The sequence below is a fragment of the Desulforapulum autotrophicum HRM2 genome (assembly GCF_000020365.1).
GTDB lineage: Bacteria > Desulfobacterota > Desulfobacteria > Desulfobacterales > Desulfobacteraceae > Desulforapulum > Desulforapulum autotrophicum.
Map to the genome: position 1 here is coordinate 3,914,570 of NC_012108.1, position 16,415 is coordinate 3,930,984.

General features: G+C 44.9%; 18 protein-coding genes. 7 read left to right on the forward strand and 11 right to left on the reverse strand.

The annotated features are described in order from the left end of the window. Positions 1 to 8: 8 nt before the first annotated feature. On the reverse strand, positions 9 to 701 hold the full coding sequence (locus HRM2_RS17075; protein WP_015905286.1) for a type 1 glutamine amidotransferase: 693 nt from the start codon (positions 699 to 701) through the stop codon (positions 9 to 11). Positions 702 to 835: 134 nt separating this feature from the next. Here HRM2_RS17075 and HRM2_RS17080 point away from each other — a divergent pair, with 134 nt between their 5' ends. The 5 genes from HRM2_RS17080 to HRM2_RS17100 all read left to right on the forward strand — a co-directional run bounded on the left by HRM2_RS17080 (position 836) and on the right by HRM2_RS17100 (position 5,821). Next, on the forward strand, positions 836 to 1,276 hold the full coding sequence (locus HRM2_RS17080) for a PaaI family thioesterase (protein WP_015905287.1): 441 nt from the start codon (positions 836 to 838) through the stop codon (positions 1,274 to 1,276). Positions 1,277 to 1,413: 137 nt separating this feature from the next. Then, on the forward strand, positions 1,414 to 2,898 hold the full coding sequence (locus HRM2_RS17085) for a xylulokinase (RefSeq protein WP_015905288.1): 1,485 nt from the start codon (positions 1,414 to 1,416) through the stop codon (positions 2,896 to 2,898). A gap of 197 nt (positions 2,899 to 3,095) precedes the next feature. Next, entirely contained in the window at positions 3,096 to 4,037 is a 942-nt protein-coding gene (locus HRM2_RS17090) for an ABC transporter permease (protein WP_015905289.1), read from the forward strand. Positions 4,038 to 4,072: 35 nt separating this feature from the next. Continuing rightward, the gene (locus tag HRM2_RS17095; RefSeq protein WP_015905290.1) at positions 4,073 to 5,035 is read left to right on the forward strand and encodes a sugar ABC transporter substrate-binding protein; all 963 of its coding nucleotides are present in this window, start codon (positions 4,073 to 4,075) and stop codon (positions 5,033 to 5,035) included. Between the two features lie 18 nt (positions 5,036 to 5,053). Then, positions 5,054 to 5,821 carry an ATP-binding cassette domain-containing protein gene (locus tag HRM2_RS17100; RefSeq protein ID WP_015905291.1) on the forward strand — a complete coding sequence of 256 codons (768 nt, stop codon included), beginning with the start codon at positions 5,054 to 5,056 and terminating at the stop codon, positions 5,819 to 5,821. A gap of 62 nt (positions 5,822 to 5,883) precedes the next feature. Here HRM2_RS17100 and HRM2_RS17105 read toward each other — a convergent pair whose 3' ends face one another. From HRM2_RS17105 to HRM2_RS17115, 4 genes are all read right to left on the reverse strand, one after another. Continuing rightward, positions 5,884 to 6,516 (reverse strand): DUF3786 domain-containing protein, encoded by a 633-nt coding sequence (locus HRM2_RS17105; protein ID WP_015905292.1) that lies wholly within the window; start codon positions 6,514 to 6,516, stop codon positions 5,884 to 5,886. Positions 6,517 to 6,588: 72 nt separating this feature from the next. Then, positions 6,589 to 6,831 (reverse strand): class I SAM-dependent methyltransferase, encoded by a 243-nt coding sequence (locus tag HRM2_RS28380; RefSeq protein WP_083776609.1) that lies wholly within the window; start codon positions 6,829 to 6,831, stop codon positions 6,589 to 6,591. Between the two features lie 144 nt (positions 6,832 to 6,975). Then, entirely contained in the window at positions 6,976 to 7,278 is a 303-nt protein-coding gene (locus HRM2_RS17110) for a hypothetical protein (RefSeq protein ID WP_148214658.1), read from the reverse strand. Positions 7,279 to 7,400: 122 nt separating this feature from the next. Next, positions 7,401 to 7,703: a hypothetical protein gene (locus HRM2_RS17115; RefSeq protein WP_015905295.1), complete on the reverse strand. Its 303-nt coding sequence runs from the start codon at positions 7,701 to 7,703 to the stop codon at positions 7,401 to 7,403. A 238-nt stretch (positions 7,704 to 7,941) separates the two neighbouring features. Here HRM2_RS17115 and HRM2_RS17120 point away from each other — a divergent pair, with 238 nt between their 5' ends. Next, a complete protein-coding gene (locus HRM2_RS17120; protein WP_015905296.1) occupies positions 7,942 to 9,519 on the forward strand; it encodes a sigma-54 interaction domain-containing protein in 1,578 nt (525 codons plus the stop codon). A gap of 240 nt (positions 9,520 to 9,759) precedes the next feature. Here the strand turns inward: HRM2_RS17120 and HRM2_RS17125 are convergent, their stop codons facing one another. The 6 genes from HRM2_RS17125 to HRM2_RS17145 all read right to left on the reverse strand — a co-directional run bounded on the left by HRM2_RS17125 (position 9,760) and on the right by HRM2_RS17145 (position 15,069). Beyond that, on the reverse strand, positions 9,760 to 10,398 hold the full coding sequence (locus tag HRM2_RS17125) for a flavodoxin family protein (protein ID WP_015905297.1): 639 nt from the start codon (positions 10,396 to 10,398) through the stop codon (positions 9,760 to 9,762). Positions 10,399 to 10,605: 207 nt separating this feature from the next. Further along, positions 10,606 to 11,496, reverse strand: a complete 891-nt coding sequence (locus HRM2_RS17130; protein WP_232364064.1) for an NAD(P)H-dependent flavin oxidoreductase — start codon at positions 11,494 to 11,496, stop codon at positions 10,606 to 10,608. A gap of 178 nt (positions 11,497 to 11,674) precedes the next feature. Continuing rightward, positions 11,675 to 12,361, reverse strand: a complete 687-nt coding sequence (locus HRM2_RS17135) for a haloacid dehalogenase type II (RefSeq protein WP_015905299.1) — start codon at positions 12,359 to 12,361, stop codon at positions 11,675 to 11,677. A gap of 99 nt (positions 12,362 to 12,460) precedes the next feature. Continuing rightward, a complete protein-coding gene (locus HRM2_RS17140; protein ID WP_015905300.1) occupies positions 12,461 to 13,114 on the reverse strand; it encodes a flavodoxin family protein in 654 nt (217 codons plus the stop codon). Then, entirely contained in the window at positions 13,074 to 13,319 is a 246-nt protein-coding gene (locus HRM2_RS27755) for a hypothetical protein (protein ID WP_232364065.1), read from the reverse strand. Before HRM2_RS27755 ends, HRM2_RS17140 begins: the two co-directional genes overlap by 41 nt. Positions 13,320 to 13,812: 493 nt before the next feature. Then, a complete protein-coding gene (locus tag HRM2_RS17145) occupies positions 13,813 to 15,069 on the reverse strand; it encodes an IS110 family RNA-guided transposase (protein WP_015903451.1) in 1,257 nt (418 codons plus the stop codon). A 670-nt stretch (positions 15,070 to 15,739) separates the two neighbouring features. Between HRM2_RS17145 and HRM2_RS17150 the strand changes: the two genes are divergently transcribed. After that, on the forward strand, positions 15,740 to 16,390 hold the full coding sequence (locus tag HRM2_RS17150) for a peroxiredoxin-like family protein (protein ID WP_015905302.1): 651 nt from the start codon (positions 15,740 to 15,742) through the stop codon (positions 16,388 to 16,390). Positions 16,391 to 16,415 lie beyond the last annotated feature (25 nt).

A 16,415-nucleotide genomic window follows, 5' to 3' on the forward strand; every position in this document is an offset into this window, starting at 1 on the left:
AATTGGCGTCATCCACCCTTGTGCAAATATTCAAGAATTTGGCCCATCAAGGTGTTTATTGCCTGATACCGCTCTTGTGGCGCAGACAAAAGGTCCTGTTCTGTCTGGATATACTCCCCTGCAACCAATTCCTCCCTGCAATGGGCAACAATGGCCTGGGCAGAATCCGGGGTGGTTTCAAGGTGGAACTGAAGCCCGATCACGTGTCTGCCAATCTGAAATGCCTGGTTCTCGCATCCCGCACTTTTTGCAATCTGAATGGCCTTTGGAGGCAGGCTGAATGTTTCACCATGCCAGTGGAACACCATGGCTTGTTCCGGAAAATTAAAAACCGCATTGTCTGAAGACGCCACGGCCTGGACCGGAAACCACCCTATTTCCTTTACCGGATTCAAAAATACCCTGCCGCCCATTGCAGCGGTTATAAGCTGTGCACCCAAACAAATTCCCAGGGTGGGTTTACCTGCCTCAACAACACTTCTGATGAATTTTTTTTCATTAACAAGCCAGGGATAATCTATTTCATCATTAACACTCATGGGCCCACCCATGACCACAAGCAGATCTATTTCTTCTACCCCGGGCAAAGTTTCAGATGCATAAAATGGGGTGCAAGTTATTTCATACCCCGCATTTTCAAGCCATGCTTCAATGCTTCCTAAACCTTCAAAAGGGACATGCTGCAAATAGTGAGCACGCATTTTACCTCCTCAATTCTCAAAACTTAAAATCTATTGACACAATTTTTCCTATTTTATAGCGTGCTGACAAGCAGTATGCAAGCATTAGAGGAGATAGACAATGAACGAAACGGGCAGAGCAAAGGAAAAAAGGCATGTCAACCGCTGACCATTTTACAAAATTAGAAAACATGATGCATTCTGCACCGTTCATGCAGTGGAACGGTGCCAGAGTTTCCATTACAAGGGGAGAGGCCCGGATCACCTTACCTGTCCGCAAAGACTTTCACCATGCTGCCGGCGCAATGCACGGTGCCATGTATTTCCTGGCGTTGGACAATGCTGCATTTTTCGCTGCCAACTCACTGGTTGAGGATGTTTTCGTGCTGACCACCAGTTTCACCACCTATATCACCCGCCCTGTTTCCGAAGGCATTGTCACCGCCATCGGCAAAGTTGTAAATCACAATCGCACCCAGTTCATTGCCGAATCAGTCATGTACAATGACGAGGATAAAGAGATTGCACGGGCCAACGGCATCTTTGTCAGAAGCAAAACATTATTGTCCCCTGAAATCGGGTACCGGGGAATTTGATATCTTCCTTGATATCAACAAAAGGAAAAACTTTAAAAAACAACTATTCCATGCCAGGGAACAAGTTTTGGATATTGGCCAGGATATAATAACAGCTTTTATGGATTGTATAAGGTCTTCGCAGGACAAGGAACCCATTGGATACCATACTCACATTTGATATCGGCGGCAGTAGCCTGAAAGCAGCCCTTTTTGATCTGGATGGAAAGCTGCTGGAACTGGAACGACAATCCATGTCCATGGAAATGACCGCAGACGGCGGATATGAACAAGATCCAGAAGCATGGTGGACTTGCTTTGTTGAGCTATTTTCCAGAATCATAAAAACGACAAAGGCCACAATCAATGTTCGGGCCGTCTGCGGGGCAGCAATGACCCGGAGCCAGATATTTCTGGACAAGGACGCAAGGCCTGTCTGTCCGGCAATTTTGTGGCCGGACAGCCGGGCATTAAAAGAAGGGGCCTTTCTCAACAAAATTGCCGGAGACAAGAAAACATGGAGCCCCCTGAATGAATTTCACACGCTGTCCAGGGTCCTGTGGCTGAAACATAATTTCAGGTTATTATACGATAAAACCGCCGTCATTCTGGAACCTAAAGACTATATCAATTTCAAGCTCACAGAAGCATTTTTCTCAGACAAAATTTCCCTTTCCAGAATACTCAGGGTCTCTGATATGAAGCCGGACCGGGAATTGATGGAAAAGGCAGGAATCAACCCCGGGCTGTTTCCTGAAATGGGGTGGCCATGGCAGGTCATCGGCCGGTGTAAAAAATTACCTGCCCCCCTGGATATTCTTGAAAATGTGCCTGTTGTAGCCGGAGGTATGGACACCTGGTGCTCGGTTACGGGCACCAGCGCATCTGAAGGTTATATTTATAATGTATCTGGAACCTCCGAGGTTACCGGTCTGATCACCAGGGAAAGGATCTGGAGACAGGGCCTTGTCACCCTGCCCTGGGGAAAAAATCTGTACCAGATCGGTGGCCCCAGCCAGGTGGGCGGAGATGCACTGCAATGGTTTTCCCAGATATTAAACCCCGGGCAAAGCGGTTTGGTCGAAGAACTTTCCAAAAGAGTAGAAACGGCACTGAGGAAAAAAAATGCCCCCCTTTTTATTCCCTACCTCAGGGGTGAGCGGGCGCCCCTATGGGAAGATACAGCAAAGGGCGTGTTCTGGAATCTGCACCGGGAACACAAGGCCGAGGATCTTATCTTTTCCATCATGGAAGGGGTGGCCATGGCAAATCGCTACCTGCTTGAGATTATTTTCGGCAAAAAATTTGAAACATCTGGAATGATCATTTCAGGCGGCGCATCAAAGAGCGATGCCTGGTGCCAGATCAAAGCCGATGTTCTCGACATCCCCGTGGTAAGAACGGATGAACCTGAAACCGGCCTCAAGGGGGCATTTATCCTGGCCATGAAAGGAATTGACAGAATCGAGTCCATCAGACAGGGACAGGACCAATTCATTGGAATTCGGCAAATTTTTGAACCGGACAAAAAAATGGCAAATCTGTACAACAGAATTTATCCCATGTGGAAAAAGACCTCTTTGCATATGCTCAAGCTTCATAAGGACCTGGACAGGGCGATAAACACCTGGCAGGAACTTTGAACGATTAAAAAAAAACTTGATTAATTCTTTAAATCTGTCAAACTCGGCGCATTTTGTTTCTATCATTAGAAACAAAAAAACAGCGTAGGTGTGAATATTTAGAACTCAACTTTCGGGATTGACTCTTTACCTGGAGTCATCAAAGTTGAAGTCCGAAGGTTGAGTTTATAAAAGAACAAGGATGACAGATTATAACAATGAAAGCATCTACTGCCCGCTACGGCACGGCAATGGTCGGAAGCCTGATCTTTATTTTTTTCTGTATTGCTGCGGAAAATTTTCTATCCGTGATGAACATTCTTACGGTACTCAAGCAGATCAGTGTTTTAACCATTCTTGCCATCGGGTTTTCCTTTGCCCTGACCACCTCGGAACTTGATCTTTCCTTTGCCAATGTATGTTCCCTTTCCATGGTCGTTACCGGCGGGCTTATCTATAATAATTATCCAGTCCTGCTCGCCGTATTTTGCGGAATTGCAACTGGAACCCTGGCAGGACTGCTCAACGGAATTATCGTTACCCGATTCAAGGTGCCATCGCTCATTGCCACCCTGGGTGTTTCCTCCATGGCCAACGGGGCGGCATTCTGGGTTACAGAAGGCGTTGCCTATGTTGGACGCTGGCCCAAGCCTTTTCTTTTTTTGGGCCGGGGCAAAGTACTGGGGATTCCGATGCTTGCCCTGTGGATGCTTGCCCTGGCGTTGATCTCCCTTTTTGTAATGAAAAAGACACGACTTGGCATTCATATGATTTTTACAGGGGAGGCTGATGAGGCTTCCAGACTCAGTGGTATTCCAGTAAAAAGAATAAAGGTTATCGGCCTGACCCTGTCTGGTTTTTGTGCTGGCCTGGCAGCAGTGCTGCTCACCTCATCCTTGAGTTCGGCATCACCGACCGGCGGGGCAGATTTTATGCTGACCACCATGGCGGCGGTGCTGCTGGGTATGACCATGATCGAACCGGGGCGTCCAAATATCGCTGGATCTTTTATCGGCGCTCTAATCATCGGTATTCTGAGCAACGGATTGGTTCTCATGGGTGCACCCTATTATGCCCAGGATATTATTCTGGGTGTAATAATCATTGGTTCTGTAGGGTTTTCTGCAAGTAGCGTCGCCAAGGCGGCCTTTAGCATATAGATGAATATGACCTATAAAAAACAAAGGAATTGGAAATGAAAAAAGTATCATTTTTTATCTTTTTTTTGATAATGACCGCCACCCTTATCTGGGTATTCCCAGCATTTGCCAAAGAGAAAACCATTGGTATCATTGCCTTCCAGATGTCATCCGAGACCCATGCCAGAACGGCAAACAGGGCTGCTGAAAAGGCAAAGGCCCTGGGATACAAGGTTACACTGCTCAATTCCCGGGGAAGTCTGGCTGAACATGCAGCCCAGATAGAAAATCTTATTCTTTCCAGGGTGGACGGCATTATCCTCTGTATGAGCAAACCTGTTCAGTTCGACGCCCAATTTGTACAGGCGCAGGAGGCTGGCATACCGGTGATCACCATCATGAGCGGATCAAACCCCAATACCCTTTTTGATATCACCGTAAACGAGTACCAGGTGGGTGCCCAGGCAGCGCTTTATCTTCTGGGCAGCATGAACTATGAGGGAAAAATCCTGACACAGCGGTTTGAAAGCAACACCAGCTGCAGAATCCGAGGCAAACTCCTTGATGTGGTCCTTTCGGAGAATTCAGCTGTCAACGTTGTGGGCTCACATACCATGGCCAAGACGAAATCCTGGCGGGAAGACGTTCATAATGGCATGGGCGCCCTGATTCTCAAAAACCAGGGCAAATTCAAAGGCGTCTGGGCCTCTTTTGATGCCCAGGCATTTATTATTGATGATATCCTTACCGAACAGGGCATGAAAAAAGGCGATATCGTCATGGTGTCCGTAGATGGCGGCCAGGAAGTTTTCCGGCGAATCAGGGACAAGGAAAGTCTGATTACAGCAACCGTCGCCATTCCCTTTGAGGCAATGGGGGAAAAGGCAGTGGACTCCATTGACAGCATCCTGAACGGCAGGGCTTCCAAGGCGGATATCGTAAAAGGACCTTATCTTCTGCTTGACGCCGTGCTGGTAGACAAACACAATGTACCTGAAGAGGGGAAGTGGCCCTGGTAAAAAGGGCAATAGGACACCATGTCAGAAATTTTAAAAATCCAATCCATAAGCAGACATTTTGGGGCGGTCAAAGCGCTCCAGAATGTCAGATTTACGGTCAAAAAAGGTGAGGTGGTGGCCTTGTGCGGCGACAATGGCGCTGGCAAATCCACCCTGATCAAAATCATCTCAGGGGCAGACACCCCCACAAAAGGTGAGATCTATCTTGATCAAAAAAAAGTGGATTTCTCATCTCCGGCAGACGCCCTTGAAAAAGGAATTGCGACCACCTACCAAGACCTTGCCCTGGCCCCCGATATGAAGGTCTATGAGAATATTTTCATGGGTGCAGAGCTTATGAGTAAAAGCCTGATTCCTGGCATTCGGGTCCTGGATAAAAAGCAGATGAAAAAACAGGCTGTGGCTTACCTTGAAAAGCTCAATGCAAGTGTGAAAGACGCTGACGCCCTTGTCAATACCTTGTCTGGCGGGCAACGCCAGGCGGTTGCCATATCAAGAGCATTGAGGTGGAATGCCCAGATCGTGATTATGGACGAGCCCACCGCCGCCCTGGGCGTGAAAGAAACCCAGGGGGTTCTTGAACTCATCCGCCAGCTCAAGGCACAAGGGGTGACCGTCCTGTTGATCAGTCACAACATGGAAGACATTACTATGGTTGCAGATCGGGCGATCATACTCAAGGGGGGAATGAAGCTTGGGGAATGTGACTTGAAAAACACTTCTCCCCGGGACCTGGGAAAAATGATTATAAACGGAGAACGGCCTGAGGATGGGAAAATGTTTTAAAAAGATAAAGAACTGCTTTTCCCCCAAAAAAGTATGAAAGGATAATTACGAGATCTACGCCATCAAATGTTTCCATCCCTGTAATCCGGTCCGTTTTTTAACCAGGTGGCCAGCACCATACCCAGCATGGCCAGGCATTCCATATCCAGATAGGCATCCGCATGCTCCTCGAACAGAATCGAACATTCAGCCGGAAACTCTTCATCCTGGTCGTTGAACACCATTAACAGGCTCACTTTGGGAAGTACCGGAAACCTGATGGCCAGGTCACAGCTATATGGCGCCTCTCCGGGCTGGCCGCCCAGGACCGTACATGCGCGTTTAAGGTCATCCAGTTTCCCGGAAAAAGCCTTGCTGATGGGCTGCTCAGCCGTATTTCTGAAGCCTTGCTTATAGGGAGCTGCATCCGGGAAACTGTGGTACTTGACCCATTCACCGGCAACAGGAGGCGCCTGCCCAGGGCATAAAAACAAATACTTAAACAGAATGACACTAACCGCATGAATAGGTCGTTTCCCTTTTTCGTCCATGACTCCCATACCTGAGACGCGATGGGCAATGCCGTAAAAAGGAATCGTTGCCCCATCACCGTCAACCTTAATGCCCAGGCTATTGCCGATACCTTTCAGATCAATGGCTGAAACATCGGCAAGGTATTGCCGGTAAATTTCATCGAAAACCGGTGCTTGTTTCATATGAACTCCTTGTTTGTTTTTTTACTCAACTGGTGCAAACAAGTATCATTATTTTAAAAAACTATCCATAGGTCAACGCCAGTTTTTTAAACAGGGATTCAATGACTTGAACACCGGATTGCAGGCAGAGGATACTACCCGAGGCAATTTCATACCCCACCAGGCAGGTGCTGCAAAGCCCCCGCCTTCCGGCAAAACACGTGCAGCCGCCACACAATGTTTCTCTACATTAAAAAAGTGTAGTGCCTGCATTGATACCACAAGATCCACACGATGATCCGCCTCCGGAATTTCTTCTGCAGAGGCATGAACCACCCGTGGTGAGCAGACAGGTCGTCTCGCTGGAGAAGCAGATTAAATATCAGTCGCAGTTTTCCGGTTAAAACATGGCTAAAGAAAAGCAGTAACCTCACCAAGGGCCGCACCGCATTCGATACAGCCATGAATACTTTCCGCTCTCTAGTTCCCCAGCAACTTAATAGCGAAAATAATGACTGCTGTAATAAGGCCAAAAATCATACCGGCTGCGACTGTACTTTTAACAAGCTCAAGCATTAAAAAAGGGTTTCCCTGGGGTACGCCATCAAAATCTTTAATCAAATTGTATGCAAATACATAACTGGCCACTGCAATGGGTGGAATAGGAAGGAAATATCGCAATGGTACCATCAATATCCGACCGTGGGAAAAAAAGAGGAATATACCAAAAATTGACATACAAAGGCCTGACAGAATAATACATAAAATATTTGCTGAGTTCATGGTCTTGTCCATTAAATTGATGTTTATGTAAGTGTTGATTAAGGGACTCAGAAAAACCGGGACCCCAAAAGGACGAAAGTACCAGCACATCTCCAACATAAAGCAAATTATGCGCAGTTTTTTTAACGCTCTTGTTTCTGGAAAAGGCTGCTGCTATACTGCCAGCCTGAATGATCAATGTACCCGAAATCAGAAAACGCACGACTCAGCTGCAGGCCCAGTCCGCTTTTGCCATTGTGAGGCACATCACCGGACCAGTTGATCAGGATGCTCAGTTCGTTTTCCAGATTCGCACTTTTGAACAGATCAATATGCCTGAGTCTATCATCCGGTAATGGTTCGGAAAGGTGATGAAACGCTGCCACAGCATTTTCCCTGTCCTGGCCTGAGTATGATTTAAGTTGTATTATTTCAATCCAGTTCATATTTACCCCGTTTAAGTTTTTGATCTGTCCGGTCTAATCTTGACTGATCCTATAGCTAAATGCGTGCCAAAGTTTAATCACCTGCATTATCAGTAGGTTATAATTTCATAATATACTTTCTGACAAATGTGCAAGCTCAATCTATCATATTTGTCAGATACGTGTTATTTCTGACATATTTACCAGTTGCTTCGCCCGCCAGGCATGACCAAGGAGAATAAAAGGGGAATGCATCACCATGAAAATAGATGAAAATGATTTTTTTCGGCAGACAGCGCTTCGGATATCCAGCAGCCTGGATATCAATAAAGCAATGCGAAACTGCATGAATTATCTGAAACAGCACATACCTGCTTCGGGCATGTATTTTGTTGTGTACGAGCCGGGTCTGAATATAATCAACATCCTGGCTTCAATCATGCCAAAGAAGATACAAGGTTCGGCCAGAAGGATCTCTATACCTGCAGAATACCAGGATGATTTAAAGAAACGATTTAGTGAAGAATCACAAATAAAAATTATTAACGACCTCAACGATGAACCTGAACCCCTACAGAAGATAGTAAATTTAGTATTTCCATTTGAATGCTCATTATTAGAGATGCATTTGAAGTTAGACGGAACAAGGATTGGCCTGTTTGGCGTTTTATCGGAGGGCAAGCATCGCTATTCAGAGTTCCATTCGCACCTCATCACTTTGGTACATGAGCCTTTTGCTGTTGCCATATCCAATATTTTACAGCACCAGGAGATACAGAGACTCAACAAGATTTTATCCGATGATAATCGTTACCTGCACAGGGAAATGATGCATTTGACCGGAGATACGATCATCGGCTCCAAATTCGGGCTTAAAGACGTCATGCGTATGGTGGAACATGTGGCGCCGACGGACAGTCCCGTGATGATCATGGGTGAAACCGGCACGGGCAAGGAAGTAATCGCCAACGCCATCCACCTCTCATCAAGACGAAAAGACAGTGCTTTTATCAAAATCAACTGTGGTGCAATACCCGACAACCTGATCGACAGTGAATTGTTCGGACATGAAAAGGGCGCTTTCACCGGGGCCGTTTCCAGAAAAAGAGGCCGTTTTGAAAGGGCGCATAACGGAACGATCTTCCTTGACGAGGTTGGGGAACTTCCTCTTCAGGCACAGGTAAGACTCCTTCGGGTTTTGCAGCAGCATGAAATTGAACGCGTAGGTGGTTCTGAAACGATCCCGGTAGATGTGCGTATTGTTGCGGCAACACACAAAAACCTGGAGGAGATGGTTCGCACCGGTCAATTTCGCGCAGATTTGTGGTTCCGGCTCAATGTATTTCCCATTCATATTCCCCCATTACGTCACCGAACCATTGATCTACCTGCATTAACAGACTATTTCCTTGAAAAAAAATCCATGGAATTAAAAATTCGAAAACGCCCTTCCCTGGCACCAGGTACTATGGAAAAAATGCAGGCCTATGAATGGCCTGGGAATGTACGTGAACTGCAAAACCTTGTGGAACGAGCGCTTATTTTCAATCAAATGAAGAACGATGAAAGTCAATTGACATTTGATCCTCAGCTGATAAATCCGATTCCAAAAGAGAATATGACCTTAAAAAGAGAAGATGGGAAAATCATCCGTCCCTTGGATGAAGTAATGGCAAATCATATCCAAAAAGTCCTGGATCAAACGAACGGCAAAGTGGAAGGCAAAAACGGAGCTGCAAGCTTACTCAAGATCAACCCGGGCACCCTGCGGGGGAGAATGAAAAAACTAAAAATCGATTACGGTCGCAAATTCAATAAAAAAAATATGAATAACTGACCGAATGGGATCGCTGGATATGACCTTATTTTCATTGAGCCACCACTACACTCCGGTAGCCTGGCCACACCGGTAAAAGAGTGTTTAGGTGTTCATGATGCAGGGGAATCATAAACACCAGGTCGAAATTTTGTTGTCCCTGCACCGAGCAAATAGTCTACCATACCTCCTTCATGATGCTGACAATTGGTATTGTTGCCACCCTATTTATTTCCCGGTTTGAAATGATGACCTGCTTATCTATTTTAACCGCTCACCCATTAAACTTCCAATTCTCACGGCTTCGTCCCATACGTCTTTTTGGTCCTCAACCTTGGTATATTTAAAATCAGCTGCCTTTGCGCTGGTCTCAATCAGATCACTTCTGAATGCACTCATCTCACACTGATCCCCCACACCACAGAACGCACAGACAATATTTCCCTGAACCGTTACTTGCCCGATAAGATCCATATTCTCATATTCTTTGAACTCGGTAGCCAATGCTTTATTGACAGCGGTCAGTGCCTCCGGCGCAAGTCCGGTTAGGACGGTTGCAACCATTTTGCCTTTTAAGAGATTTTTCTGGTGTCTGAACGACCAGAATCTTTCTAAAAGCGCCTTTGTGAATCCGTCAATTTGTGAATAGGGAATATATCCACCGATAACAAGTGCCTTGGCAGTTTTTATTTTTTCTGCAAGGGCAGGAAAATCATCGTTTTGTTTGCAAACGTTATCATGGACGCATTTATAACAGGCAAGGCAGGGTCTTACATTAATTGAACTGAGTTTCACAAATTCAGTTTCTGCGCCGGTTGCATCCAGCACTGCTTTGACGAGGCGATCTGTGTTGCTGTTTTTTGTGGGGCTTCCGGAGATTCCTAATACATCTATACTCATTGCTATTATCCTTATTTGATTGGGTTTTTAATGCCTTTAAGCGTTTTTTTAAATATTCAGCCTCTTAGTGGCTTGGCAAAACCTGAAAATTTCCCCAACGACAAGACGGACGTAAATTTCCAGATTTATTTGTTCCTGGTTGACCTGAATCCTTATCTTTCAGATATTATTTGTGGAATTATTTACACCTGAGCCCCTTACCGAACGTCAGGAAACCATTTCTTCGATGATATCTTTTACCGGCCTTATCTCTTTAATCAAGGCACTGATTTGACCCGCACCCGCCGGAAAAAGATCGAAATCCCCTGTAGACCATGCTTTATCTGCATTCATCAGATTGTATTCCTGACTGAAATCCGCACCGGAAACCAAAAGTTCTGCCAGTTTCGGATTAATAATCGTTCGCATGGACATGCCGCTGAGGGGTAATAATGTTGTCCCTGCATCACCACAGTTGAGGATTGCCTCTTTCCATGCCTTTGAAGCCGGACTCTCCTGGGAAGCGAGAAAAGCCGTCCCTATTTGTACCCCCTGGGCACCAAGGGCAAGTGCTGCCCTATACCCACGGCGGTCTGCGATGCCGCCTGCAGCAACGACTGGCACGTCAACCATGTCGCAGACCACAGGGATAAGAATCAAATTAGTGGATTCCGGGCCATTGGTACGCAATCCGCCAGATTCCATTCCCGAAACAATAATCCCGTCTGCGGCTGCGGCCTTTCCTGCAAGTTTTGCCGACAGAGCCACGTGGAAACCTTTAAGACCCAGTTCTTTGATCTTTGGATAGATTCTTTTTGGTGATCCCCCCGATGTTGTAACAACCTTAATGCCTTCTTTGGCAAGGACTTCAAGAATGGCCTCGTTTTGGGGATTCATGGAAATCATAAGATTAGCCCCAAAGGGTTTATCTGTAATTTCCCTAACCTGGTTTACCATTTGCCTGACCTTTTCAATATCAGTAATAAAACCCAGGGCCAGAACACCAAAAGCCCCCGCTTCTGACACAGCGGCTACCATTTCAGGATCATTAAGCTGACCTATGGGACCCTGAATTATTGGATACTTGCAACCCAGAATTTCTAAAAGTTTTGTCATCATATCCTCCTTACAATGTTAGGGACTCGGAAACAAATAATTACTCCATCTTGCTTGTCTTTCAGCTCGTTTTCTGCGTTGCATCAAAGCGCACATATTTCAATATGCTCCCTTTGATACGCCTTGAACACGAGCTGAAATCCTACGCCATATTTTGTGTAATTATTTATTTCCGAGTCCCTTAATTGAGAAGACCTGGTAATTCCATAAGCTTTTTAATTTCAAAATCGGGCTTACCAGGAAGTCTTTCTTTACTTTGACCAAACCGATTAATCCAGGCAACATTAAATCCAAAAGCTGAAGCCCCTGAAGCATCCCAGGCATTAGAGGACTGAAATATGATCTCTTGGGGATGAACCTGCAACCGATCAACAGCAAGTTGATATACACGGGAATCAGGCTTGAAAATTCCAATTTCTTCAACAGAAAGATTAACATCTATCAAATCAGTAATTCCTGAATTCTTAACGGCCGAGTCAAGCATTTCAGGCGTACCATTGGATAAAATGGCCAGTTTAAACCCCCGGGATTTCAATAGAGACAACGCTTCCGGCACTTCAGGATAACACTTAAGACTCAAATAAGCATTCATTAGATCTTTCCTCAGACCCTGATCGGTTATCTGATGCATGTCAAAAGTAAAATCAAGTGCATCCTGGGTTACCTGCCAAAAATCAACATGATGTTTCATCAGGCTGCGTAACCAGGTATATTCCAACTGTTTTGTTCGCCAGAGCAAAGATATCTGATCTGCCACGTCCCCCAATTGTTTACGGTATTTCCCAACTGCCGAATGAACATCAAAAAGAGTCCCATAAGCATCGAACACACAGGCTTTTATTCCGTCAATATGATTTTTTTGTGACATATATCCTCCCCTGGCGTTTCCTGATTGAATTCCAAGAATAAAACAGGCACTGCACTGCACTGCAGCAGAACAATAGCACGGTGCCTGTTTCAAGATTCACTACATTAAGACACGGTTCTTTATTTTCTGGGCAATTTCCAAGCCTAATTGATTGGCTTTATCCCAAACATCGGACTGGTCTTCAACTTTACAAAATTTATCCGGGGTGACTGTTAGGTCATCCCCAAACACCCATGGCAAGGAACTCATCGGGCATGTTGGACCATAGCCACAAACCAGACATTCTGTATTACCGGTAATTTTCAAATTACCCAATATTTCCATTCCCTCGACCGTCAAAGCATGCTCAATCTGCTTGCTTGCCTCTTCGAGGCCGGGTGCCCCCCTGCCAATTCCAGAGGCGATAACAACAGCAAGCTTCCCACGATTAAGGCCATTTTGATGCCTTAAAGAAAACAATCTTTCAAGAAACGCCTTTGTAAAACCGTCAACAGAACCATAGGGTGCATATCCACCAACAACAATTGCATCTGCTTTTTTAACTTTCTCAGCCAGTTCCTGGAAATCGTCCTGGGGCTTGCAAATATTATCCTTTGTGCATCCAAGACAGGCAATGCATGGCCGCACATTGATTTTACTCAGTTTCACAAATTCCGATCGCAGCCCACTGCTGTTGAGAACAGCCTGAACCAGTCGGTCTGTGTTACTGTTTTTAATGGGGCTTCCTGAAACTCCTAAAATTTGAGGGTGCATTTTTTAATCTCCTTTGCTGGGTTTTTATATGAAACTCGCTTCGACCGGCGGGCGGGAACGGGTGTTGCCCTTCACTCATTCTCGCAGGCCGTCCATGGCCTGCTCCGAGGGAAATGGCAACTCCTTGGACCTCGTGTCCACCGTTGCCATTTAACCCGTTCAGGGCAACACCCGTTCCCGCCCGCCTACTACTGTCGAGTTTCATGCTTCGTTGTGCCCGCCAGGACATGTGGGTTTATATGAAACACTTGCCAAAGCATTGTCAATGAAGGCGTTTCAAAATTCGTTGGGCCGGAACCATAACTCGCTCCGGCCGTGCCGGTTTATATGTAACACTCCCCTCGAAAAAGGGAATAGTATCCTGTTGGTTTTTGGGTCTTGTCCCAAGAACACTTTGATTGACGCTACAGATTGAAAATATCAAATCGATAGAATTCTTCCTGTCGGGTTAATAATTCAGGCACGGAAGACAAGTTTTTAAATCATCAGTAGTGGTCGGTTTATTTTAGATAAGTTTTATATGCGTAGTTCCCCCGATGGAGGACTAACAGTTTGTTGTGCAAAAAACCGACCCGTCATGTTATATTCGCGCTCTAAGGCTTCATTTGATCATCCGACGTTTGTTTACCGAATCAATAATTTCTTTGTCTGCTGTCCTTCTCTAAACAATACCTGTTAAAAACGTGCTGTCAATTCGATTAATTTCCACAAGGCACAAGTTTCATGCCTAATTCATCAGCCTTTTTTGCTAAATTTTTTAATACTCTTTGCTTGTTGGGCTTGCTCAGGTACTCTTCGCCAAGATCTTTATACGTGTCTGCATTTTTAATGATGCTGTAAATGGCTTTTGCAATTCTATGGGCTATAGCAACAATGGCCTTTCTGGCACCTCTCCTGGATTTCAGTTTGTAATATTTGGCCTTGTAATAAGAGCCTTTTTTCTTGATTGCTGCCCATGCAACCTGGACTAAAATCGTTTTGAATGGATGATTTCTAACTGCATTTCTGCCACTTTTCCGTTTTCCTGCACTTTCATTATTCCCGGGGCACAGGCCTGCCCATGAAACAAATGCTGACATAGTTTTGAATTCATTTAGCGTAACCCCGACTTCTCCTATAATGGATTGTGCCGATTTTTTATCAACACCTGGAATTTCGTCTAAACGCTCCAATAAATCTTTGTGCTCACGTGTAAGAGATTCCAATCGAGTATTAACTTGTTCAATCATTTTTTTAAAAATATTGATAATTTCCATCATCTCAACAAGTTGAAAACGATGGTGATCTTTGAAATATCCATTAAGGCTTTTATGCAGTTCCTGCGTTTTTTTCTTAAGGCCGCCTTTGGTGCACTCCTGGACCTTTTCCAAGCTTAGTTCACTATTATTGCATAATAAATTGATCAGGTTCGTGCCTGTCAAACCAAACAAATCCGAAACTATTGAATCAATTTTTATATTTGCAGTAATGAACAGCTTGTGAACACGTCTTTTATAATCGGCAAGGGATTCGGTGTATGTTTTTCTCAATCGGCTTAATTCTCGCCATTCCCGGACATTCCCCGGAGGGATGAAACTACCTCTTACTAAACCGTGTCGAAGCAGTCCGGCAAGCCACTTGCTGTCACAGATATCAGTTTTTCGGCCAGGAACGTTTTTAATATGTCTGGCATTCACCAAAACGACTTCAATTTTATCTTCAATGGTATTATAAACCGGATGCCAGTATACCCCGGTACTTTCCATTGCTATAATTGGGCAATTATTATCAAGCAGCCATTTTTTCATTTCTTGCAGATCGTGAGTGAATGTTGAAAACTCTCGAATCTCATGGTGCTCACCTCCTGCATTATTCAAAGTGATTAAACAAGCTGAAATTTTGTCTTTATGAACATCCAAACCACAACAAATAGGGTGAACGATTTGGATTAATGTGCTATTTGATCTCTTGGTCATGACTATCCTTTCGCTTTTGTTTGGGAAGATAAAAAAAATTGGATAGTTATGACCATTTTTCATTTTTTGCAAGTGTTTCATGCTTCGTTGTGTCCGCTAGGACATGTGGGTTATATGAAAATCCCACTGATGCATTGCACCCATGGCGTTTCATCGTTCATTGTGGCCATAGGCAAATACCATGCACCGTCCATGCTGATTATTCGTAAACTAATTTTCACTATATAATCTTTTTGATATTTTTTTTGTAGCAACGACTACAATTGATGAAATATACAAGGTGTGTGGCTCTGAAAAAAAAGAATGCCAGAGATGGAATGGGAGCAATCTGTATCGGTGGTGGAGGGGCCACTGCCATGATTGTTGAAAAGCTGTAACTGCTGCCAGAAATTGTCCCGGCACCATTGAGACAGCGGGTTTGTCTGTGCCTGAAACTTTAGACAGACTCCTGGTGGTCGTCCCCTTGGGGGATGCATCAGATGCCGATGGCAAATTATTGGTTATTAATCGTTAACACTCTTTTCATTGGATAATCATATCACTCAATCTTTTTGAACAAACATTCAAAGAATAATATTGACAAGGGCCTTTAACTGCTTAATTTGAATGAGTGTTCAAAATAGAGAACCTGACAAAACAATGAAACGAATTCAACTACAAGGTAAATATTATGTCCCTTAAAGAACAACTAACCACATTAAAATCAAAAAGCCAATCCCAGATTCCGGAAGACATCCAGAAAACAATGTTTGATGACCTGAAAAAACTCGGTGAATCAGGCATTATAGAAGGTGCGCCAAAGACAGGGGAGAAATTAAAAGATTTTACACTGTCAAATCACCTGGGTGAAAACAAAAGCCTTTCTGAGCTGAGAAAAAAAGGGCCTGTTGTCGTAACCTTTTACCGGGGCGGATGGTGCCCCTATTGTAACCTTGAGCTCCATGCCTACCAGGCGGTTCTTCAGGATATTAAGGATGCGGGAGCAACGCTTGTTGCCATTACCCCGGAACTGCCTGATGAATCCCTGACAACCTCAGAAAGACATGGCCTGAAATTTGAAGTTCTTACCGATACCAACTCAGATTATGCCAGGGAAATAGGCATTGTCTTTACCCTCTCCGAAGAACTGCGCTCCATCTATGAAAGCTTTGGCATCAAGGTTGAAAAGCATAATGGAAAAGGGCAATTTGACCTTCCCCTTGCCGCAACCTTTGTTGTTGATACCGATGGAACCATTGCCTGTGCGTTTGTTGAGGCTGATTATAAGTTGCGGGCAGAACCGTCTGATGTTGTGAACGTGCTTAAAACACTGGTGAAATAATTACCAGTGTTTTGCCGATACCAGT